We start from the raw sequence: 20,796 nt of genomic DNA on the forward strand, positions 1-20,796 counted from the left end.
CTGTCAGTGGTGCTTACCTTTAAGCGCTTCGATGCAAGCGGCAAAATTAGGCAGCCATTTTTCATGCGCCAGAATGAGTTCACGCGCCAGGACTTCTGCGTCGCGGTCGGAATGCACCAGCGGACTCAGGTTAAGCGCCAGCAGCACATCATTAAAGTTTCCGCTCAGCGCCGCATTGCTGGCCGCGACCTCAAATCCTTTAATAGTGTGGATAAGCCCCAGCACTTTTTCGTCAAAACGGGTGATACGCGGGTGCGGCGTCGCGCCATTGCGTCCCAGAATGCAGGTCATTTCCACCGCCCAGTCCGCCGGGATATTCTCGACATGCCCATGATGTGGAATATTAACGTAATGCTCAGTCTGCTTGTCATTATAAATAGCGTTAATGACTTCACAAGCGGCATCGGAATAATAAGCGCCGCCGCGTTGCTCAAGCTCTTTCGGCTTCACGTTTAGCTCAGGATTTTTGTACAAGTCGAAGAGTTGTTTCTCCACTTTTTGTACGACCTGAGCGCGCGCGCCGCCTTTGTAATATTCGCCCATTTCAATCGCCAGCATCTCTTTTTGCTTGAAGTAATACAACAAATAAGAGCACGGCAGCATGTTCAGCGAGCGAATCAATCCTTCACTAAACGGCAGATCAAAGATATTTTTTACGGTTGACGCTTTCAACTGACCGGACGCCACGCCATCCAGTAATTCTGCGAACCGTGAGGTGCCATTCACCAGCACATCTTTAATAAAGACCATATGGTTTAGACCAAACAGGTCAATGGAAAGATCGTCATTCTCATTCAGCGCCAGCACGTCATGAATAAACATTTTCATGCCGACAGGAATATTACATACGCCGATGAATTTTTTAAAGTTGGTATGACGATAAACCGCTTCCGTCACCATCCCCGCCGGGTTAGTAAAGTTAATGACCCACGCATTCGGACATAATTCTTCAACATCCTTAATAATGTCAAAAATAACCGGAATGGTACGCAACCCTTTAAATAAACCGCCAGCGCCGTTGGTTTCTTGCCCCAGATAGCCGTGGCTAAGCGGGATACGCTCGTCCAGTTCACGGGCTTTGAGTTGACCAACGCGTAGCTGGGTAGTGACAAAATTAGCGTCTTTCAGCGCTTCCCGGCGATCCAGCGTTTTATACAATTTTAGCGGAACGCCTGCTTTATCAATCATTCGCTGGCAGAGATCATAAATAATGCCCAGCTTCTCTTTCCCGTCTTCAACGTCAACCAGCCATAATTCGGTGACAGGTAATTCATGGTAGCGTTTAATAAAGCCTTCAAGTAATTCAGGGGTGTAGCTGCTCCCGCCACCAATAGTGACGACTTTTAATTTCTGGCTCATAATATCTCCCTTCAGTGTATAACACTGATATGTATTACGCTATGCCCGCTCGTAAGAAATAGCGTGACGTTCCCCGCGCTATTGGGGCAAGCGTGAAATGTAATTAATCGAGCAATGCAAACCGTTACTCATTAATTTCCGTCAATCGCTTCCGATAACTATTCGGCGTAAATGAGGTCATCTTCTTAAACGTTTTAATAAACAAACTTGGACTGCTATACCCGGCTTCATAAGCAATATCCGTAACCGAATAGTTGGTCATTTCCAACTGTTTCTTGGCAAAATTAATGCGAATCTCATTAATGATTTGCATCGGCGTTTTGCTGTAATAACGTCGGGTGGCGCGCGTCAGATACTCCTGGGATTTTGCCGACAGGCGCACCATATTTTCCAGCGCATGTTCGCCAAACTGCGTTTTATCATGCATTATCTCCACGGTTGCTTTCAGCCATTGTGGAATATCATCATAAACCTGCTCTTCGCGGTAATGACGTAAGCGGTTTATAATATAAAATGTCACCACTTCGATAAATTCGTCGAGCCCATTGCCGCGAAAATTCAACGACGCAATCACCGTTTCAATATAGGTAAGGAAGGTGCTATTCGCCCTGTATACCTGCGATGCCACAAAACAAAACGGCAGTAACGGAAGATAATGCTGTTCAAAAAAACGTTTACTAATTCCTACGTTCAGAATACGCGTTGCGCCAAACTCATAGAAACTTTGGTGATTCGACCCCACCGGGATAAAAACAAAATCTCCACGTTCCAGCAGCACACGCTTCCCGTTAATCTCCTGGTAATAACGTCCGGTCAATACCAGGGTAAATTCATAATAGTCGTGCTGATGCAGCCCGGTGACGCTTTCCGTCTTGTTATAGATAAACACATGGAAATTTTTGCCATTGAAGAGCTGCTGCTCATAAACCGTTTTGATTTCCGTTGCGTTAACCTGTAGCTGCATCATCCGCCCCCTGTTATTTCAGTTTCTCATGGAGCTCAATCAACTCAGCGATCAGTTCACGAGCCAGCATTGAGGTCATCAAATGATCCTGAGCGTGAACCAGGACCAGACTGACTTTCATTTTGCCTTCGCCCTGATCGCCTTCGATGAGTTTTGTCTGCACAAGATGCGCTTCATTGAGCGCTATGCGCGACTGGTCCATCATCGCTTTCGCCGCCTCAAAATCGCCTTCTTTCGCTTTTCTGAGCGCGCCATATGCCAGGCTGCGCGCCTGACCAGAATTGATGATAAGCCCCATAACGACTTCTTCGAGTTCCTCAGCCGCTGTCTGGTTATCTACAACATTTTCAAGATCAAACATAGTCTTTCCTCTGATTCAGCCCGGCATGGCATCCCATGCCGACGCGGAGTTTAGAATTTCAGTGCGTTAGCGATATCTTCTTCGCTTTCTTCCTGCTCAATGGCGTTCTGCGCTTTGTTAGCCACCACCACGAAGGGGAGATAAATCAGGGTAGCGACCGCCAGGTTAAATAACGCAACCAGTAATGCGGCAACGCTGCCGTTGGTGTTAAAGAACGCCCCCAGCCCGGTTGGCATGGTCCACGGCGCAATATTGGTAATCGGCGGAATAATACCCAAATAGTAAGCCACCAGCGTAATCGCCGCCAGAATCGGCTGTACCAGAATGAAGGGGATAAACATCACCGGGTTCATAATAATCGGCAGGCCAAACAGGATGGGTTCGTTAATCTGGAAGATACCTGACGGCAGCGCCAGTTTTGCCACCTGGCGATAGTCCGCGCGACGGGATGCCAGGAAGATAGCGATGATCAGACCCAGCGTTGCGCCGCTACCACCGAGGAAGATATAAGAATCCAGCATCGGTTTCGCCCAGATATGGAACGTTTTACCGGCTTCCAGCGCCGCATCGACGGAGCCATACTGCTGGTAAATAGAGATGTTTTCCAGCGCCCAGGGCGTCATGATGCCGCTGTCCAGCGCGGTCAGCGCCAGCGAACCATGAATACCAAAGAACCACAGCAGCGGTACAAAAATGACATATGCCCACCCTACCACGCTACCCAGCGATGCCAGCGGCGTAGAGATAGTGTCCATAATAATCTGATGGAAGTTAGAACCGTAATTAGACAGCGCCCAGGAAATAATCCCCATAATAGAGAGAATAATAAAGCCGGGAATTAATGCTGAGAATGAACGAGACACCGAAGCCGGTACGCTGTCCGGTAGCTTAATCACCCAGTTGCGCCGGACAATAAATGTAAACATCTCCGCGACCACCAGGCCAATAATAATACCGGAGATAATATTTGCACCACCCAGCCAGTTAGCGCCTACGGCATAGGCCTCGCCGACACTATACGGCGTTACGGTCATAAATGCCGCCACGGAAAGCAATCCGGCGGCCAGCGCATCAACCTTGCGCTCTTCCGCCAGCGCCATGCCGATAAAAAATGGCGCCATGAGCGACATAATGCCTAATGTGCCGTTATAGACGTTCCCGCCGATGCCTTTCAATCCATTAAGTGTTTCAATGGTTGAGGCATCAAGCCGAATGCCCATGGAATAAAAAAACGACCCCTCCCCAAAGCTCAGGAAAACGTTATTAATTAATACAAACATCGCCCCCGCAAGGGTTAATGGCATTAAACGAATAAAGCCGTTCTTGATTGCATTAACGTGTGGCTGCTTTCCTATTTTTACAGCAAAAGGAAGGAGTACCTTTTCAAGTGAAGCAATAACGTTACTCATAGAAAAATACCCTTAAATACCGCAATAAAATATTGCGGTTAGTGTATGAAATAACTCTTTGACGGGAAAAATTAAAAAATAATTAATTCGCGGCGGCTTTTTTAATTGCCGCTACCGCAGCTTTAAGCACGCCTAAGCCATCTACCTTGCCGTACAACATTGAATCAATGACTTCTACCGGTTTACCGGGTAATAAACGCTGAATTTCGGGGAGCATATAAGCAATTTGCGGGCCTAATAACACGACGTCCGCTGCCGGGCCTTTTTCACCGGCCAGGGTTTCAGGGAATGCTTCAATAATCACCGGCACTTCATATTTTTCAGCCTGAGCGCGCATTTTTGATACCAGTAACGATGTTGACATGCCCGCAGAACAAAACAGATAAATGTGTTTCTTTTCCATAAAAACCTTCCTCATGTGCGATTATCTGTCAACCAGATACGCCGCAAGCCTCAACCTGCATCCATACTCTGGGCGACTTGCGTAACCGGATTTACTTTTTTAGGTGGCTGAAATGAGTATACGGGATCGGACCGCCGGATGGTATTTCCTTGACCCACTAAATTGTCTCTCATTGACCTGGCGTTATGACCCCCCTCACATTTCGGGCAAATAATTCGCGATAATAAATAAGGTTATGGCAGGCACAAAAAAACCGGCTCGCAGGCCGGTTTCCTTGAATGTTCAGGCAATGTACAGTTGTTACTGCTTCGGCGCCTGTGGGTCAGTGTCGTACTCCGCACAGGTCTGGTAGCCGGAGTTAATCACGTGCCCGGTATCATCCAGCGCAACAAAGTAGGTTTCCGCTTTACCATCACGTTGACCCAGGATGTAGGTCTGACAGGTACCGCGCGCATGAATCATACTCACTTCAGATGACGGTTTGCCCGCAATCTGCGCAACTTGCGCCCTGCTCATTCCTTTTTTAACATCTTTAACGACAGGCTCAACAAATTGGTCTTTTGTACGATCATACGCCGTACAGCCTGCCAGCATAGTCATTACCGCCGCTGCGCTTAAAATTCCTGCTACGTTCTTGTTCATTTTCCGTCCTCTTGTTTATCAGCGTGTTATGTAAGCCTGGAATACATCAGAATATTTTTCAAGCCGCGACCCGCCACAAAAAGTCTTTCGGAAAATTCTCTAACGCAGCGACATGTTGTTTTAAACACCGCTTAGCCCGCCAAACCTTGTTGTTTCAGCGGCGAAGGGTTAGCTTTAACAGGGTAAAGATTCATTTTTTTAATGTCGAAGGGGGTTAAATGACTCTGCAGCAAGAGATAATCCAGGCGCTTGGCGCGAAACCGCATATCAACCCTGAAGAAGAAATTCGCCGCAGCGTGGATTTTCTTAAAGCGTACCTGAAAACCTATCCCTTTTTGAAATCGCTGGTGTTAGGCATCAGCGGCGGGCAGGATTCGACGCTGGCCGGGAAACTCAGCCAGATGGCTATCGCCGAATTGCGAGAAGAGACCGGTGATAATGCGCTGCAGTTTATCGCCGTTCGTCTGCCTTATGGCGTACAGGCCGATGAACAGGATTGCCAGGACGCCATTGCTTTTATTCAGCCGGACAGAGTACTCACCGTCAATATTAAAGGCGCCGTCCTCGCCAGCGAACAGGCGCTGCGCGAAGCGGGAATTGAGCTGAGCGATTTTGTTCGCGGCAATGAAAAAGCGCGTGAGCGAATGAAAGCGCAATATAGCATCGCCGGTATGACTCACGGCGTCGTGGTAGGCACCGACCATGCGGCGGAAGCGATAACCGGGTTCTTCACCAAATATGGCGACGGCGGTACCGATATTAACCCGCTTCATCGCCTTAACAAACGCCAGGGCAAACAGCTTCTCGCAGCGCTGGGCTGTCCTGAGCATCTGTATAAAAAAGTCCCCACTGCCGATTTGGAAGACGACCGCCCTTCACTGCCTGATGAAGCCGCGCTGGGCGTAACGTATGACAATATTGACGATTACCTGGAAGGCAAAACGCTGGACCCCGCCATCGCTAAAACTATCGAAGGCTGGTATGTAAAAACTGAACATAAGCGCCGTTTACCGATTACGGTATTCGACGACTTTTGGAAAAGGTAAGCGTACTTCTACTGTTGTGCCGGATATCGCTCGTCTATCCGGCCTCCTCTCTTCCCAGCCTCTTTTTTAATCACCCATCCGCTGTTATACTGGATGAATAACCAGTTAACGGAGATCACTGTGGTACGGCGTCAATCAGCCCCCCGCCTTGAGTTTGAAGCGGCGGCCATTTACGAATATCCAGAACATTTACGTCCTTTCCTCAGCGAATTGCCAGCCTTACCGGGCGTCTATGTATTTCATAGCGAAAGCGATACGCTGCCGCTTTATATCGGTAAAAGCGTAAATATTCGCAGCCGGGTGCTTTCACATCTGCGAACGCCTGACGAGGCCACTATGCTGCGACAGGCGCGGCGGATAAGCTGGATCTGCACCGCTGGGGAAATGGGCGCGTTGCTGCTGGAGGCACGGCTGATCAAAGAACAACAGCCGCTGTTTAACAAGCGGTTACGTCGTAATCGCCAGCTTTGCTCTCTACAGTTGAGCGAACAAAAGATTGAGGTCGTTTCCGCCCGCAGCGTCGATTTTTCCCATGAGCCAAACCTGTTTGGCCTCTTCGCCAACCGTCGGGCGACGCTGCAAAGCTTACAGAACCTCGCCGATGAACAAAAATTGTGTTATGGCCTGCTGGGGCTTGAACCGGTAAGCCGTGGGCGCGCCTGTTTTCGTTTCGCTCTGAAGCGCTGCGCTGGCGCATGCTGTGGGCAAGAAACCCCGCAGGCGCATTTTCTTCGTCTGCAGGCCTCGCTGGAACGGTTACGTGTGGTTTGCTGGCCCTGGAAAGGCGCTATCGCGTTAAAAGAGAGCCGCCCACAAATGACCCAGTTCCACATTATCAACAACTGGTTATGGCTGGGGGCGGTCCCCTCGCTGGATGAGGCCGCCACCCTGGTGCGCACCCCTGCGGGCTTTGATCAGGATGGCTATAAAATTCTCTGTAAGCCACTAATGTCAGGTCAATATGAGATCATTGAACTGCACACCGACTGTCGCCAGTCATAAAGAAAACCGCCGATCCTGTCCACCTCAACGATTGTGTTGTCGACAAGACCGGCGGTCTTAAATTATGCGGAAAGTTATTCTGCCGCAGCAGGCATTTTACCTTCTTGCGCCGGGCGTTCTGTCAGACGCTTCTCAAAATTAGCGTTATATTGCTTTTTCTGCTCCGGCGTCAGAACGTTATAAATTTTATTCTGGGTTTCCATATGCGCCAGCATATTGGCCTTGCGCTGCGCTTCCATTTTCGTAATTTGCGCTTCGGCTTTGGCTTTATCGAAGGTATCGCTGGCGATAATATCATGCATGGCGCGACGCTCTTCCAGCGGCGGACGTTTCATTTGCTCGCGCTGCGCTTTCATAATGTCGCGAATTTGTTGCTTCTGTGCGTCCGTCAGGTTCAGGTTTTTAAACATCATATCGTGATGTGGGCCAAATTTACCTTTATGCTGCATCATTGGCTTCGCATCCGCTGGCGCGGCGGTGGTAGTCTCAGCGGCATGAGCCAGATTCGCAGCACCCATCGCCAGGGTAGAGGCAACAAATAGAGCAGTCAGTTTACGCATATTTCCATCCTTCCTTTCAGTTATTTTTACGGCATATTTAAAACAGCGCCGTGTTGTCGTGATTAACTTTAACCGTCTTAGCGTCAATTAGTCAGAACAACGGTAAAACAATGAAAGTATAAAAAACACTTTTTCGCCAATTGTGAAGAAAAAAAGAATAAATTGCGCAGAGTTGAAAGAGAAATATACAACAGCATGATATAGCAGAAATTATGCAGAACTATAACGCAGCAACGCTTATTAATAAAGCAATTCTCCAGGAATAATCCGTAATAGCATGAAACTGTATCCCAAATCATTCCTGTAATCCTAACGTGAGCTTACAGGGACATTTATCAGGGCAGTCTTTCCAGCATTAATCCAGCCCGCAATCCGCAGGCGACAGCGGGATTAGGAAAAAGAACATATTCAACGTCATGCGTCACCGTCACGCGCTTATCCCCCTCCTCGGCCAGCAACGTTCCCTTCGCAAAGGCAGTAAAATTCAGCGTTTGCGCATCCATATAAAGCGCGAACTTGTCGCTGTGACGCGTGATTTGCGACACCACCCGATAGCGTAGCGGCGGCGAAAACGAGGTTGACGTTTCGACACCGCTCAGCAACGCCGACAACGCCTGCGAGGTTACGCTGAACTGCGTCAGATCGTTTTGCCCAAACGGCAACGCCTTTCCCAACTCCAGCGTACAGGAAAGCGCGCCGAAATGTTCAGAGCTAAAGTGCGTAAACGTACCGCCTGGCGCCTGATGAAATACCAACGCCTCCAGTCCTGCCGCGCCCAGCCACGCCAGAAAATCCGCCTCCCACGGGCGGTCGCGCTGCGGCAATACGCCAAAACGCAAATGATGCGAGCCACGAATGGCGGTATGCAGATCCAGATGCCAGCGTACCCGCGCCTGGCCAGATGAAAAGAAGGTATCCAGACTTAGCTCCAGCTCACGCGCCCGCCGCGTTTCATCGCTTTCGGCAAAGGACTGCCAACGCCCGCCAAACATACGGTTCATATCGCTGTGACAATAGCGTATTCCCGCCGCCAGCGCCTGCGGATTGCCGAGTACCACCAGCACTCGCCACGTTAACGTCAAGCTGCCTGAATACAGCGCCGACAGCAGCTTATCCAGCATCTCGACCGGCGCGGTTTCATTGCCGTGTATCCCCGCAGAAAGAATTAACGCGCGGTCGACCGGCGCATCGGGCGTGAGTTCAAGCAGACCATGGCCTAACCAGCGCCAGCGAAAACCCGCGCCCTTCCCCTGCGTCACCCGAGGTGTCGTGCCGCTTAGCGTCAACGCCAGAAAGTTATCCATCAGCTGCCCCCGTTTGCTGGAAAGGATAAACCGACCCCAAATCCAGCAGACGCGTTAACACATCCAGCGCCTCCCGGCCTTCTCGCAATAATAACGGATCGGCCAGATCGGCGGCGGTCAGGCGATCGCGATAATAACGATCCGCCCACGCGTTAAGGGCCGTAAACAGAGCGTCATTCATCATTACCGCTGGATTCACCGCCCGTCGTTCTGCTTCTGTTAACACCACGCGTAATCGCAGACAGGCCGGGCCGCCGCCGTTGGCCATACTTTCTCGCAAATCAAACACCTGCATCGCGCTGATGGGGTTATCCTCCGCCACCAGCTTATTCAGATAGCGCCAGACGCCGACATGGTCCTGACATTCCCGCGGCAACACTAACAGCATTGAGCCGTCGTTACGGCTTAGCAACTGACTATTAAACAGGTAAGTCGCCACAGCATCTGATACAGAAACCTCGCCGGCGGGCACCTCTATCGCCATAAAACCGTCAACGCGCGTACGCAACTGATTAATGAGCACTTTCTGCCGGGCAAACGCCGCTTCGTGACAAAACAATACCTGTCGATTCGAAACGGCGATAACATCATTATGGAATACGCCTTGATCGATGACCTCCGGGTTTTGCTGAGCGAAGATAACCTGTTGCGGATTCACCTGATTAAGACGCGCCACGGCCTCGCTGGCTTCGCGGCTCTGGCGCGCCGGATAACGAGCGGGTCGTATTTCATTCTCCTCTTCGCGCCCATAGACAAAAAGCTGCACGCCTGCCGAACCATACTCGCCGCCAAGACGGTTATGATTCGCCGCGCCTTCATCTCCCAATAATGCGACCTGCGGTAACGCGCTATGCACTGAAAACTGACTTTCATCGCGAAATATGGCGCGTAGCAGCGCTTCGGTAACAGGCGCCTCAAGAGCGCGATGAAATTTATTGTTTAAATTCGCCACCGTCAGGTGAACTTTCCCGTCCAGCGCGTCTGCCGATGGGCAAACCGTCGCCGCATTCGCAACCCACATTGGCGACGCGGAACTCACGCTGGAAAGCCAGCGTGGCGCCTGACGCGCAACCTTATCCAGAATCTGCTCATCGCTACCCGTGAAGCCAAGCTGACGCAACGCCGGAATAAAAGGCCGCTCATGCGGCGGGATCACCGCCTGGGGAAAGCCGGCATCCGCCAAAGCCTTCATCTTTAGCAGCCCCTGCTTTACCGCCAGACGAGGATTCGACATCTGAAAACGGTGGCGGGTCGATGCCTCATTGCCGAAGGATAGCCCGGCATAATGGTGCGTAAGCCCCACCAGCCCGTCAAAATTAACTTCATGCGCCGTCATACCGCCTCCCTGCGAGAAAAGTCGAGGCCAGGGCTTAATGTCGCAGGCAACGTCAGTTCGGGAGATTCCAGACTGGCCATCGGCCAGGCGCAATAATCGGCGGCATACCAGGCGCTGGGCCGATGGTTGCCAGACGCGCCGATACCACCAAACGGCGCGGTACTCGCTGCCCCGGTGAGCGGTTTATTCCAGTTAACGATCCCAGCCCGCGCCTCCAGCAAGAGCTGTTCGAACTGCGCGCGATCCGTCGACACCAGCCCACACGACAGACCAAAACGGGTATTATTCGCCAGACGAATCGCTTCATCGAAATGCGCATAACGCCAGACGTTCAGCAGCGGACCAAACACCTCTTCATCCGGCACATCCGCGACGCCCGTCAGCTCAATGATGCCAGGCGTCAGCAGAGAGGTTCCCTCTTTGACCTTCCGCGGCGCCAGTAGCGTGCGACCGCCTAATGCCTCTCGTTGACGCCAGGCCTCCATCACATGCTGTGCCGCCTGCGCTGAAATCAGTCCGCCGATAAACGGCTGCGGATCGTCGTCCCATCTGCCGGGCTGCAGACGTCCGGCGACGTCAACCAGCCGCGCCAGAAATGCATCTCCCTGCGCACCCTGTTTTACCAGAAGGCGTCGCGCGCAGGTACAGCGCTGTCCGGCGGTAATAAACGCCGATTGCAGCGTCAGATGTACCGCCGCATCTATATTTGCCACATCCTCAATAATGAGCGGGTTGTTTCCGCCCATTTCAAGAGCCAGGATTTTTTCCGGCTGGCCGGATAGCTGGCGATGAAGCTGATATCCGGTACTGGCGCTGCCGGTAAACAGCAGTCCGTCGAGATCGTCGAGCGAACTTAGCGCTTGTCCGGTCTCCCGGCCGCCCTGCACCAGATTAAGAACGCCTGCCGGTAGCCCCGCCCGTTCCCAGAGTTTTATTACCGTTTCCCCGGTCCATGGCGTTAGCTCGCTAGGTTTGAAGATCAGCGTATTGCCTGCCAGCAACGCGGGCACAATATGGCCATTCGGTAAATGGCCGGGAAAGTTATAAGGGCCGAATACCGCCAGCACACCGTGAGGACGATGGCGCAACGTCGCGGCGCCATCGACAAGTTCGCTTTTTTGTTCGCCTGTTCTGGCGTGGTAAGCCTTAATCGAGATGGCAATCTTATTGATCATCGCCGTCACTTCCGTTTCCGCCTCCCAGCGCGGTTTACCGGTTTCACGTGCGATGACCTCCGTGAGCTCGGCTTTATGCGCCTCCAGCAGGGCGGCAAATTTCTCTACGATAGCCTGTCGTGCCGTAAAAGGCTGTCTGGCCCAACGAGGAAACGCCGCACGCGCCGCCTGACAGGCCTCGGCGACCTGTGCCGCATTAGCGTCATTCCCCTGCCAAAGTATCTCCGCGCTCACCGGGTTCGTTTTGCGGCGGCGTTCGCCCTGACCGGTTATCCAGTCGCCGTTTATCCATAGCGTCATACGGTTTTCTCCTCAGCGCAAAGGCGTACCAGCCGAACGTGGTCGCCCGCGCGACATTTCAGCGCATCCAACTGCGCGGCGGTAAGTACAAGTCGTGAAGTCTGTGGATCGGCACGCACCAGCGCGGCCCGAAAGTGGTGATAGTTTTCATTGGCGACCAGACATGCCGGATAGTCGCCAAGCGCGGGTTGCCCTTCCGCGACTTCCACCAGTCGGCTTTTACGAATGGCCCGCACGCGGTCAATATCACACTCCAGCGTCGGCCCGCCGTCGAAGATGTCGATATAGTGGCGATAGCGAAAGCCTTCCTTTTCCAGCACCGCGCGGGCTGGCGCCGTTTGCGGGTGGACTTCGCCAATCACGGCCTGTGCCTCTTCAGATAAGAAGTGGGTATAAATAGGATGTTTGGGCATCAGCTCGGCGATAAACGCTTTTTGCCCGGTACCGCATAAAAAATCCGCCCGGCTGAAATCCATAGAAAAAAAGCGTTTGCCGAGACTTTGCCAGAAGGGAGAATAACCGTGCTCGTCAATAACGCCGCGCATTTCCGCCACCACTTTCTCATTGAATTTATCGCGAAACGCGGCCATAAACATAAAGCGCGATTTTGACAACAGGTAGCCGTTACCCTCTTTACGCCATTCGGGATCGAGAAACAGCGTGCAAAGCTCACTGCTGCCGGTATGATCATTACTCAGGAATAATGTTGGCAACGCGTTATATACATTCAGCTCTTTGGAGGCATGAACCAGCGTACCGACACGATAGTTATACCAGGGGTCGTTAAGGCCGACCGCGACCTCAATGGCGCAGATCCCGCCGACCTCACCCGTTTCACTGTCCTCGAGAACGAATACATACCCTTGTTCGCCTTTTGGCAGCTCGCCGGACCAGGTTTTTAGCGCGCGTTCAATGCGGGCCACCAGCGTCGCTTCATTTGCCGGTAGCGAGGTTAAGCCGCCGCCCGTTTTGCCTGCAAGCTGCATCAGCGCGGCGATATCCGCATGTTCGACAGGACGAATCACCCGCATGATGCGCCTCCCGTCTGAAGGCGTTCGCACGCCATGGCAAAACGATCAAGCCCGGTGGCTATCTCCTCGTCGCTCACATTTAACGCTGGCGCAAAACGCACCACGTCGCCACCGGCAATGAGCACCATCACGCCTGCTTTTGCCGCTTCCTGGGCGATGAGTTTGGCTTTTCCGGCAAACTCCGTCTGTAGCACACAACCAAGCAGTAGCCCCAGACCGCGAATTTCACTGAACATGCCAAAACGTGCATTAATGGTATTTAGGCGCTCAATAAACGCATCGTGGCGCTGTCTGACGCCGTTTTGCATCTCCGGCGTATTGATGATATCCAGTACTTTTCCGGCAACTGCCGTCGCCAGCGGATTACCGCCGTAGGTGGTGCCATGCGTGCCTGGCGTCATAACGCTGGCATAGTCTTGCGTGGTCAGCATCGCGCCGATCGGGAAGCCCCCACCCAACGCTTTAGCAGTCGTCAGGATATCGGGCGTAACACCATAATGCATATATGCATACAGTTCGCCGGTACGTCCAACGCCCGTCTGCACCTCATCAAAAATCAGTAACGCCTGATGCCGGTCGCACAATTCACGCAGCCCCTGCAAAAAAGCTTTCGTGGCGGGGATCACGCCGCCCTCGCCCTGCACCGGTTCTACGATCACGGCGCAGGTATTGTCATCAATGAGCGCGCTGGCGGAGTTCAGATCGTTATAGGCTGCATGACGAATATCCGGCGGCAGCGGCGCAAAGTCCTGTGAATAGGTGGGTTGACCGCCAGCGCTGACGGTAAAGAGCGTGCGGCCATGGAACGCGTTTTTAAAGGCCACAATGCCGCTTTTATGGTTGCCGACACGATCGTGGGCATATTTGCGCGCCAGTTTTAATGCAGCTTCATTTGCTTCAGCGCCTGAATTACAAAAGAAAACGCGTTCGGCGAAGGTCGCGTCGATCAGTTTTTTCGCCAGTCGCAGCGCCGGTTCATTGGTGTAACCGTTCCCGGTATGCCAGAAGCGATTCGCCTGTTCATTTAACGCCTCGCGCAGCGCCGGATGCGCATGTCCCAATGCGTTGACCGCGATCCCGCCAGCAAAATCAATGTACTCTTTCCCCTGCTGATCCCACAGGCGTGAGCCTTCTCCGCGTACAGGAATAAAAGGCGCGGGAACATATACCGGCACCATCCATTCATCAAAGTTTTCGCGCGTAACTGACAGAGACATAGCGACCTCTTTTGGTAAAAATAAAGTTATTTATATGTTAATTAATATGAGTGTTTGCGCTGTAAATGTAGATTGCAGCATTCGTGCCAGCCAGCGTTAACATTGCATAAACAGAAGTGATAAACGGTAAATCAATGGGTTACAGCGTAGCGATATTCACTTTTACTGCATGAAAAGTGAATATTTCCGCATAATCGGTGGCTAAAAAGAGGAAAAAGCGAAATATTATTCAGTTGCCAAATATAATTCTGGAATTGTGATCTTATACGAAATTTACTGGAAATTACCGCCCCGTTCTGGCGCATCTGCACGCAAACCGTGCCATTTTCGCGCTATAGAAAACACCATACGCTTCCATTGGCCGAATCTGACGATGAGTGGCAGTCACCCGGTAAAATTTCTGTTACCATCCCAACACGATTCACCTTGCAAAGTGGCAGTGACTATGAAATTTGTCTCTTTTAATATCAACGGCCTGCGCGCCCGTCCCCATCAGCTTGAAGCGATTGTCGAAAAACACCAGCCCGATGTGATCGGTCTACAGGAGACAAAAGTCCACGACGAAATGTTCCCGCTCGAAGAGGTCGCGAAGCTGGGCTATAACGTTTTCTATCATGGACAAAAGGGCCATTACGGCGTCGCGCTGCTAACAAAAGCCACGCCCATTTCCGTCAGACGCGGTTTCCCGGATGATGGCGAAGAGGCGCAACGCCGCATTATCATGGCGGAAATCCCCTCGCCGCTGGGTAATATCACCGTCATTAACGGCTATTTCCCGCAGGGGGAAAGCCGGGATCATCCGTTGAAGTTCCCCGCGAAAGCGCAGTTTTATCAGAACTTGCAAAACTATCTTGAAACGGAACTCAAGTGCGATAATCCGGTATTAATTATGGGCGACATGAATATCAGCCCGACCGATCTGGATATTGGCATCGGCGAAGAGAACCGCAAACGCTGGCTGCGTACCGGTAAATGCTCCTTCCTGCCGGAGGAGCGTGAATGGATGTCACGGTTACTGAAGTGGGGATTAGTGGATACGTTCCGTCAGGCGAATCCGCAAACGATGGATAAATTTTCGTGGTTTGATTACCGCTCAAAAGGTTTCGTGGATAATCGCGGACTGCGCATTGACCTCTTGCTGGCAAGCGCTCCGCTGGCGGAACGTTGCGCAGAAACCGGTATAGACTACGACATTCGCAGTATGGAAAAACCCTCCGACCATGCGCCGGTCTGGGCGACGTTTCGTGTTTGATTCCGCTATCTGATTAACCGTAAGGCCGGGATAGCGCGACGCTTCCCGGCAGGAATAACGACCTTAACGACAATGATAAAAAAACTCGATGTTGTTGCCGCCATCATTGAACGCGACGGCAAAATACTGCTGGCCCAGCGCCCAGCTCATGCGGATCAAGCTGGTTTTTGGGAGTTTGCCGGCGGTAAAGTCGAACCCGGCGAAACCCAGCCGCAGGCGCTTATCCGCGAGCTACGCGAAGAGTTAGGGATTGACGCCACGCCCGGCGTCTATATCGCCAGCCATCAACGCGACGTATCTGGCCGACGGATTCATTTGCACGCCTGGCATGTGCCTGCGTTTAACGGTCTGATACGTGCGTTGGAACATCAGGCCTTAGCCTGGTGTACGCCGGAAGAGGCGCTGGAATACCCCCTCGCCCCGGCGGATATTCCGCTATTGCAGGCGTTTATGGCTTTACGCGACGCCAGACTAACGGATTCGTGCTGATGGTTTTTTCGTCACGCTGGCACTGGAGCAAGACGCCTTCCACTTTTATTACCGCGCCTTCGGAGTAATTCTGATCCTGGTAAACGCAGCACTGAATGCATGGCTGGGATGACTGACCGCGCGTGCTGAAAACTTCCGGCGGGACATTCACCTGAATATCAGGACGACTGTTTTGGTTTGCCAGCCCGACCATTGGCATTATCGCCATCACGGCGACCACGAGGCTTCGGCGCATAGGATTTCCTTATTTTTCCAGGTATATTCTCAGTATAACGGTAAGCCGCCGTGAAAACTTTAATCCTCTTTTGTCATCGCTTTTAGTTATGACCCTCGCCCCGTTATGAATTTACTTAGCAGCGTCATTTTTTTCTTGCTTACCGTCACATTGCTGATGGTATAGTCGAAAACTGCAAATACATATTCTGATAAAACGCAAATACAACCACATTAATATATAAGAGGTTTTTATATCTATGGATCAGACATGTTCTCTGGAATCGTTCCTCAACCATGTACAAAAGCGCGACCCGCATCAAACCGAGTTCGCGCAAGCCGTCCGTGAAGTCATGACCACCCTGTGGCCGTTTCTTGAACAAACCCCCCGTTACCGCCACATGTCTTTACTGGAACGTTTGGTTGAACCAGAGCGCGTAATCCAGTTTCGCGTAGTGTGGCTGGACGACAAAAACCAGGTGCAGGTAAATCGCGCCTGGCGCGTGCAGTTCAACTCTGCTATCGGCCCCTATAAAGGCGGTATGCGCTTCCATCCTTCGGTAAACCTTTCCATCCTTAAGTTCCTCGGCTTTGAGCAAACCTTTAAAAATGCCCTCACCACGTTGCCGATGGGCGGCGGTAAAGGCGGCAGCGATTTCGATCCGAAAGGGAAAAGCGAAGGCGAAGTGATGCGTTTCTGCCAGGCGCTGATGACTGAACTGTATCGCCATTTAGGGCCGGATACCGACGTGCCTGCCGGGGATATCGGCGTGGGCGGGCGCGAAGTGGGCTTTATGGCGGGAATGATGCGCAAGCTTTCCAATAACAGCTCCTGCGTCTTCACCGGCAAAGGGCTTTCCTTCGGCGGCAGCCTGATTCGCCCGGAGGCGACGGGCTATGGCCTGGTCTACTTTACCGAAGCGATGCTTAAACGTCATGGTCTCGGTTTCGAAGGGATGCGCGTCGCCGTGTCCGGCTCCGGCAACGTAGCGCAATACGCCATTGAGAAAGCGATGGCCTTTGGCGCGCGCGTGGTTACCGCGTCGGATTCGAGCGGGACGGTGGTCGATGAAAGTGGCTTCACGCCAGAGAAGCTGGCGCGTCTGTGTGAAATTAAAGCCAGCCGTGACGGGCGCGTCGCTGACTACGCCCGTGAGTTTGGCTTAACCTATCTGGAAGGCCAGCAGCCCTGGAGCGTACCGGTGGATATCGCCCTGCCATGCGCGACGCAGAACGAACTGGACGTTGACGCCGCGCGCGTACTGATTGCCAATGGCGTAAAAGCCGTGGCGGAAGGGGCAAATATGCCAACCACGATTGAAGCGACCGATCTCTTCCTTGAAGCGGGCGTACTGTTTGCGCCGGGTAAAGCCGCCAACGCGGGCGGCGTGGCGACATCGGGGCTGGAAATGGCGCAGAACGCCGCGCGGTTGAGCTGGAAAGCCGAGAAAGTGGACGCCCGTCTGCATCACATTATGCTGGATATCCACCACGCCTGTGTCGAGTACGGCGGCGACAATAAGCATACCAACTACGTTCAGGGCGCCAACATCGCCGGTTTCGTGAAAGTCGCCGACGCCATGCTGGCGCAGGGCGTCATTTAATCCCGTCGTCAGGCCAGATAGCTTTACGCTTATTCGGTCTGACGGCCTGTCTCCTCAGCAGGCGGGCTTTTTTTGCCCGCTCGCTTACGCGGCGCGCTCTTTTTCTTGTCTCCACCGCCTGGCGCGACTATCCCTCTGAAGCGCTTCACCGGCGTGCGCTTAGCCTGCTCGATCAGCTGATATAACGTGCCGACCAGCGGTTGCATGAAATCCTGGTAACGGCACTGCTTTTCGCTGATTTGCGTCAAAACAGATTCCCAGTGCGCGGTCATATCTGGACGGGCCGCCATTTCCGGCAGCGAATGTATTAACGCTTTGCCAGCATCGGTAGAATGAATGTAGCGCCCTTTTTTGGTCAGAAAGCTACGTTTGAACAGCAGCTCGATAATCCCGGCGCGCGTGGCTTCCGTCCCCAGCCCATCGGTCGCGCGCAGGATCTTTTTCAGATCTTTATCCTGCACGAAGCGGGCAATTCCGGTCATCGCGGAAAGCAATGTCGCATCAGTAAAATGACGCGGCGGCTGGGTTTGGCGCTCGACCACTTCCCCCTTTTCACACAGCAACTCATCACCTTTGGCGACAACCGGCAGCGGCGTACCGTCGTTTTCCTCGTCGCGCTCTTTACTGCCCAGTAACGTCCGCCAACCGGCCTCCGCCAGAAAACGCGCTTTGGCGACAAATTTCCCTTTGGCGATTTCCAGTTCAATAACGCATTTACGAAACACCGCGTCCGGGCAGAACTGCATCAGATACTGACGCGCAATCAGGGTGTACACTTTCGCTTCGTTTTCCGTCAGATGGACAGAAGAACTGCGCGCCGTCGGGATAATCGCGTGGTGCGCATCCACTTTTTTGTCATCCCAGCAGCGATTGCGCGTATCAGGATTAACCACAGGCTGCGGCAGTAAATCCGGGGCGTGGACGCTAATCGCGTTCATGACCGCCTGCCGTCCGGCAAAGTGTTCTTCCGGCAGATAACGGCAGTCGGAACGCGGATAGGTAATCAGTTTGTGGGTTTCATATAGCTTCTGACAAATATCAAGCACGTTTTGCGCGCTCAGGCCAAAGCGTTTGGCGGCTTCAATCTGTAGCGTCGAGAGCGAAAACGGCAGCGGCGCGGATTCTGATTCCCGTTTATCATTATAACTGGTTACCAGCGCGGGCTGACCGTTGATTCGGTTCACTACATGCTCCGCCAGCGGACGATGAAGCAAGCGCCCCTCTTCATCCTGATAAGGTTCGCACGCCTCGCTCGGCTGCCAGATAGCGGTAAAACGCTCGTCGGCAGGCGTAACGATGTGCGCCTTCACTTCAAAGAAGTCTTTGGCGACGAAGTTCTCAATCTCTTCGTCTCGCCGCACCACCAGCCCCAGTACCGGCGTCTGCACGCGTCCCACGGATAACACGCCCTGATAGCCGGCATTCCGGCCCAGGATCGTGTAAGCGCGGGTCATATTAATGCCATACAGCCAGTCCGCTCGCGCTCGCGCCAGCGCGGATACGCACAGCGGCACGAAGTCGCTGTTCGCTCGCAGCCTGTCGATAGCACGCTCGACCGCCTGCGGGTTAAGGTCGTTTATCAGACAACGCCGCACCTGCTGGCGCTTTTCGGCAGGAAGCTGGAGATAATCCAGCACTTCATCAACCAGAAGCTGCCCTTCGCGATCCGGGTCGCCGGCGTGAATAATTTCACCGGCTTGATGCAAAAAGCGCTTAATCACATTGAGCTGTTTGGTGACGGAAGGACGAGGCTGAAGCTGCCATTTTTCCGGCACGATAGGCAGGTCAGCCAGATTCCAGCGCGCATAACGGCTGTCATACGCATCCGGCTGCGCCTGTTCCAGCAAATGACCAATACACCAGGTGACGACCTGCCCGTTTCCGCACTCAATAAAACCATCGCCTTTACGGTGCGGTTTTGGCAGCACATCCGCAATGGCGCGCCCCAGACTCGGTTTTTCGGCAATAAACAACCGCATCAGGTTAACGAATCTCAACCATAGCGCGACCGCCGCGGGCCTCGACCAGTTCGCCAATCGCGGTCAGATCGATACCAAATTCCGCCGCGGTGGCTTTAACATCGTCTTCGGCGTCCGGCGTTACCGCCAACAACAGACCGCCTGACGTTTGCGGATCGCACAGCAGGTTACGAACTTCACGCGACATGTCGCCCATCAGATGACCATAGCTGGCGAAGTTGCGCTCTGTGCCGCCCGGTACGGCGCCCAGAGCAATATACTCTTCCACGCCCGGCAGTTTAGGGATGTCCTGATAGCAAAGCAGCGCCTGCACGCCTGCGCCCTGGCACATCTCGCTCAGGTGCCCCAGCAGGCCAAAACCGGTAACGTCAGTCATAGCTTTTACGCCGTCGATATTGGCAAACGCCGCGCCAGCAACGTTCATCCGACACATGACTTCCGTCGCCAGCCCCTGATGTTCAGGTTTAAGCAGCGATTTTTTCTCGGCGGTGGTCAACACGCCAATCCCCAACGGTTTGGTCAGAAAGAGTTTGCATCCCGCCTGCGCGGTACTGTTTTTCTTCACCCGTTCGGTCGGCACTACGCCTGTGACCGCGAGACCAAAGATCGGCTCCGGGGCGTCAATAGAGTGTCCGCCCGCCAGCGCGATACCGGCCTGACGGCAGGCAAAGCGCCCCCCCTCGGTCACTTCACGCGCAATATCGGGCGACAGGGTGTTAATCGGCCAGCCAAGGATCGCGATCGCCATAATCGGTTTGCCGCCCATCGCAAAAATATCGCTGATGGCGTTTGTTGCCGCAATGCGGCCAAAATCAAACGGGTTGTCGACTATCGGCATAAAGAAGTCGGTGGTGCTGATGATACTGGTGCCATTACCCAGATCGTAAACCGCCGCATCATCGCGGGTTTCATTACCCACCAGCAGATTCGGGTCGACGAACTTCGCCTGCTCGCTATGCAGGATAGTCTCCAGCACTTTAGGGGAAATTTTACAACCGCAACCAGCGCCGTGGCTGTATTGCGTTAAACGAATGGCTTGCTCGCTCATGGACATCTCCTGTCATTGCATTCGCGCTATGGTAGCGCTCATTCCCTGATGTGGTAAGTATCACTGTCTGAATTACCGCGCCTTTGCTCAGAATCCAGACAG

At 53.0% G+C, this 20,796-nt stretch carries 20 protein-coding genes; 5 read left to right on the forward strand and 15 right to left on the reverse strand.

The genetic code is table 11. The features are described from left to right. Positions 1-3: 3 nt before the first annotated feature. The 6 genes from ACLJNW_RS05130 to osmE all read right to left on the reverse strand — a co-directional run bounded on the left by ACLJNW_RS05130 (position 4) and on the right by osmE (position 5,138). Positions 4-1,359, reverse strand: a complete 1,356-nt coding sequence (locus tag ACLJNW_RS05130; protein ID WP_000078778.1) for a 6-phospho-beta-glucosidase — start codon at positions 1,357-1,359, stop codon at positions 4-6. Between the two features lie 124 nt (positions 1,360-1,483). Then, complete coding sequence (gene chbR, locus ACLJNW_RS05135; RefSeq protein ID WP_000983393.1) at positions 1,484-2,326, reverse strand: transcriptional regulator ChbR; 843 nt, start codon at positions 2,324-2,326, stop codon at positions 1,484-1,486. A gap of 10 nt (positions 2,327-2,336) precedes the next feature. After that, positions 2,337-2,684, reverse strand: a complete 348-nt coding sequence (chbA, locus tag ACLJNW_RS05140; RefSeq protein ID WP_000459883.1) for a PTS N,N'-diacetylchitobiose transporter subunit IIA — start codon at positions 2,682-2,684, stop codon at positions 2,337-2,339. A gap of 50 nt (positions 2,685-2,734) precedes the next feature. Then, entirely contained in the window at positions 2,735-4,093 is a 1,359-nt protein-coding gene (chbC, locus tag ACLJNW_RS05145) for a PTS N,N'-diacetylchitobiose transporter subunit IIC (RefSeq protein WP_000073064.1), read from the reverse strand. Positions 4,094-4,175: 82 nt separating this feature from the next. Next, positions 4,176-4,496: a PTS N,N'-diacetylchitobiose transporter subunit IIB gene (gene chbB, locus ACLJNW_RS05150; RefSeq protein ID WP_000412161.1), complete on the reverse strand. Its 321-nt coding sequence runs from the start codon at positions 4,494-4,496 to the stop codon at positions 4,176-4,178. A gap of 300 nt (positions 4,497-4,796) precedes the next feature. Further along, on the reverse strand, positions 4,797-5,138 hold the full coding sequence (gene osmE, locus ACLJNW_RS05155) for an osmotically-inducible lipoprotein OsmE (protein WP_001039301.1): 342 nt from the start codon (positions 5,136-5,138) through the stop codon (positions 4,797-4,799). Between the two features lie 218 nt (positions 5,139-5,356). Between osmE and nadE the strand changes: the two genes are divergently transcribed. Both nadE and cho read left to right on the forward strand, forming a co-directional pair. Next, positions 5,357-6,184 carry an ammonia-dependent NAD(+) synthetase gene (gene nadE / locus ACLJNW_RS05160; protein ID WP_000174981.1) on the forward strand — a complete coding sequence of 276 codons (828 nt, stop codon included), beginning with the start codon at positions 5,357-5,359 and terminating at the stop codon, positions 6,182-6,184. A gap of 120 nt (positions 6,185-6,304) precedes the next feature. After that, a complete protein-coding gene (cho, locus tag ACLJNW_RS05165) occupies positions 6,305-7,186 on the forward strand; it encodes an excinuclease Cho (protein WP_023204674.1) in 882 nt (293 codons plus the stop codon). 74 nt (positions 7,187-7,260) lie between these two features. Here the strand turns inward: cho and spy are convergent, their stop codons facing one another. The 6 genes from spy to ACLJNW_RS05195 all read right to left on the reverse strand — a co-directional run bounded on the left by spy (position 7,261) and on the right by ACLJNW_RS05195 (position 14,109). After that, positions 7,261-7,746, reverse strand: coding sequence for an ATP-independent periplasmic protein-refolding chaperone Spy (gene spy / locus ACLJNW_RS05170; protein WP_001229001.1), 486 nt, complete (start codon positions 7,744-7,746; stop codon positions 7,261-7,263). Between the two features lie 335 nt (positions 7,747-8,081). Continuing rightward, a complete protein-coding gene (gene astE, locus ACLJNW_RS05175) occupies positions 8,082-9,050 on the reverse strand; it encodes a succinylglutamate desuccinylase (RefSeq protein WP_023209899.1) in 969 nt (322 codons plus the stop codon). Beyond that, positions 9,043-10,386 (reverse strand): N-succinylarginine dihydrolase, encoded by a 1,344-nt coding sequence (gene astB / locus ACLJNW_RS05180; protein WP_023203746.1) that lies wholly within the window; start codon positions 10,384-10,386, stop codon positions 9,043-9,045. Before astB ends, astE begins: the two co-directional genes overlap by 8 nt. Continuing rightward, a complete protein-coding gene (astD, locus tag ACLJNW_RS05185) occupies positions 10,383-11,861 on the reverse strand; it encodes a succinylglutamate-semialdehyde dehydrogenase (RefSeq protein ID WP_000177277.1) in 1,479 nt (492 codons plus the stop codon). Before astD ends, astB begins: the two co-directional genes overlap by 4 nt. Next, positions 11,858-12,892, reverse strand: a complete 1,035-nt coding sequence (gene astA, locus ACLJNW_RS05190; RefSeq protein WP_024154526.1) for an arginine N-succinyltransferase — start codon at positions 12,890-12,892, stop codon at positions 11,858-11,860. The genes astD and astA overlap by 4 nt, the downstream gene beginning before the upstream one ends. Continuing rightward, positions 12,883-14,109 carry an aspartate aminotransferase family protein gene (locus ACLJNW_RS05195; RefSeq protein WP_023204089.1) on the reverse strand — a complete coding sequence of 409 codons (1,227 nt, stop codon included), beginning with the start codon at positions 14,107-14,109 and terminating at the stop codon, positions 12,883-12,885. The genes astA and ACLJNW_RS05195 overlap by 10 nt, the downstream gene beginning before the upstream one ends. Before the next feature lie 445 nt (positions 14,110-14,554). Between ACLJNW_RS05195 and xthA the strand changes: the two genes are divergently transcribed. After that, positions 14,555-15,361: an exodeoxyribonuclease III gene (gene xthA / locus ACLJNW_RS05200; protein ID WP_000673954.1), complete on the forward strand. Its 807-nt coding sequence runs from the start codon at positions 14,555-14,557 to the stop codon at positions 15,359-15,361. Between the two features lie 72 nt (positions 15,362-15,433). After that, a complete protein-coding gene (locus ACLJNW_RS05205; RefSeq protein ID WP_000592135.1) occupies positions 15,434-15,850 on the forward strand; it encodes a pyrimidine (deoxy)nucleoside triphosphate diphosphatase in 417 nt (138 codons plus the stop codon). Here ACLJNW_RS05205 and ACLJNW_RS05210 read toward each other — a convergent pair. After that, positions 15,810-16,085 carry a YnjH family protein gene (locus ACLJNW_RS05210; RefSeq protein WP_001254682.1) on the reverse strand — a complete coding sequence of 92 codons (276 nt, stop codon included), beginning with the start codon at positions 16,083-16,085 and terminating at the stop codon, positions 15,810-15,812. The genes ACLJNW_RS05205 and ACLJNW_RS05210 overlap by 41 nt on opposite strands. A gap of 238 nt (positions 16,086-16,323) precedes the next feature. On the opposite strand from ACLJNW_RS05210, the gene gdhA reads away from it, so the two are divergent. Further along, positions 16,324-17,667 (forward strand): NADP-specific glutamate dehydrogenase, encoded by a 1,344-nt coding sequence (gene gdhA / locus ACLJNW_RS05215; protein ID WP_000372873.1) that lies wholly within the window; start codon positions 16,324-16,326, stop codon positions 17,665-17,667. Between the two features lie 29 nt (positions 17,668-17,696). Here gdhA and topB read toward each other — a convergent pair whose 3' ends face one another. Both topB and selD read right to left on the reverse strand, forming a co-directional pair. Further along, positions 17,697-19,646, reverse strand: a complete 1,950-nt coding sequence (topB, locus tag ACLJNW_RS05220) for a DNA topoisomerase III (RefSeq protein ID WP_001235866.1) — start codon at positions 19,644-19,646, stop codon at positions 17,697-17,699. A 4-nt stretch (positions 19,647-19,650) separates the two neighbouring features. After that, entirely contained in the window at positions 19,651-20,694 is a 1,044-nt protein-coding gene (gene selD, locus ACLJNW_RS05225) for a selenide, water dikinase SelD (protein ID WP_024154527.1), read from the reverse strand. Between the last annotated feature and the right edge of the window lie 102 nt (positions 20,695-20,796).

Origin of the sequence: Salmonella sp. SAL4457, from assembly GCF_046548235.1 — a bacterium.
In the GTDB taxonomy this organism is placed as follows: Bacteria; Pseudomonadota; Gammaproteobacteria; order Enterobacterales; family Enterobacteriaceae; genus Salmonella; species Salmonella enterica.

What these genes read in the sequence shown, in the direction of transcription:
- ACLJNW_RS05210 (WP_001254682.1), bottom strand. Translation starts at nt 16,085, where the DNA reads ATGCGCCGAAGCCTCGTGGTCGCCGTGATGGCGATAATGCCAATGGTC.
- chbC (WP_000073064.1), bottom strand. Translation starts at nt 4,093, where the DNA reads ATGAGTAACGTTATTGCTTCACTTGAAAAGGTACTCCTTCCTTTTGCT.
- ACLJNW_RS05195 (WP_023204089.1), bottom strand. Translation starts at nt 14,109, where the DNA reads ATGTCTCTGTCAGTTACGCGCGAAAACTTTGATGAATGGATGGTGCCG.
- ACLJNW_RS05130 (WP_000078778.1), bottom strand. Translation starts at nt 1,359, where the DNA reads ATGAGCCAGAAATTAAAAGTCGTCACTATTGGTGGCGGGAGCAGCTAC.
- nadE (WP_000174981.1), top strand. Translation starts at nt 5,357, where the DNA reads ATGACTCTGCAGCAAGAGATAATCCAGGCGCTTGGCGCGAAACCGCAT.
- astE (WP_023209899.1), bottom strand. Translation starts at nt 9,050, where the DNA reads ATGGATAACTTTCTGGCGTTGACGCTAAGCGGCACGACACCTCGGGTG.
- chbA (WP_000459883.1), bottom strand. Translation starts at nt 2,684, where the DNA reads ATGTTTGATCTTGAAAATGTTGTAGATAACCAGACAGCGGCTGAGGAA.
- topB (WP_001235866.1), bottom strand. Translation starts at nt 19,646, where the DNA reads ATGCGGTTGTTTATTGCCGAAAAACCGAGTCTGGGGCGCGCCATTGCG.
- xthA (WP_000673954.1), top strand. Translation starts at nt 14,555, where the DNA reads ATGAAATTTGTCTCTTTTAATATCAACGGCCTGCGCGCCCGTCCCCAT.
- ACLJNW_RS05205 (WP_000592135.1), top strand. Translation starts at nt 15,434, where the DNA reads ATGATAAAAAAACTCGATGTTGTTGCCGCCATCATTGAACGCGACGGC.
- astA (WP_024154526.1), bottom strand. Translation starts at nt 12,892, where the DNA reads ATGCGGGTGATTCGTCCTGTCGAACATGCGGATATCGCCGCGCTGATG.
- gdhA (WP_000372873.1), top strand. Translation starts at nt 16,324, where the DNA reads ATGGATCAGACATGTTCTCTGGAATCGTTCCTCAACCATGTACAAAAG.
- osmE (WP_001039301.1), bottom strand. Translation starts at nt 5,138, where the DNA reads ATGAACAAGAACGTAGCAGGAATTTTAAGCGCAGCGGCGGTAATGACT.
- selD (WP_024154527.1), bottom strand. Translation starts at nt 20,694, where the DNA reads ATGAGCGAGCAAGCCATTCGTTTAACGCAATACAGCCACGGCGCTGGT.
- astD (WP_000177277.1), bottom strand. Translation starts at nt 11,861, where the DNA reads ATGACGCTATGGATAAACGGCGACTGGATAACCGGTCAGGGCGAACGC.
- chbB (WP_000412161.1), bottom strand. Translation starts at nt 4,496, where the DNA reads ATGGAAAAGAAACACATTTATCTGTTTTGTTCTGCGGGCATGTCAACA.
- spy (WP_001229001.1), bottom strand. Translation starts at nt 7,746, where the DNA reads ATGCGTAAACTGACTGCTCTATTTGTTGCCTCTACCCTGGCGATGGGT.
- astB (WP_023203746.1), bottom strand. Translation starts at nt 10,386, where the DNA reads ATGACGGCGCATGAAGTTAATTTTGACGGGCTGGTGGGGCTTACGCAC.
- chbR (WP_000983393.1), bottom strand. Translation starts at nt 2,326, where the DNA reads ATGATGCAGCTACAGGTTAACGCAACGGAAATCAAAACGGTTTATGAG.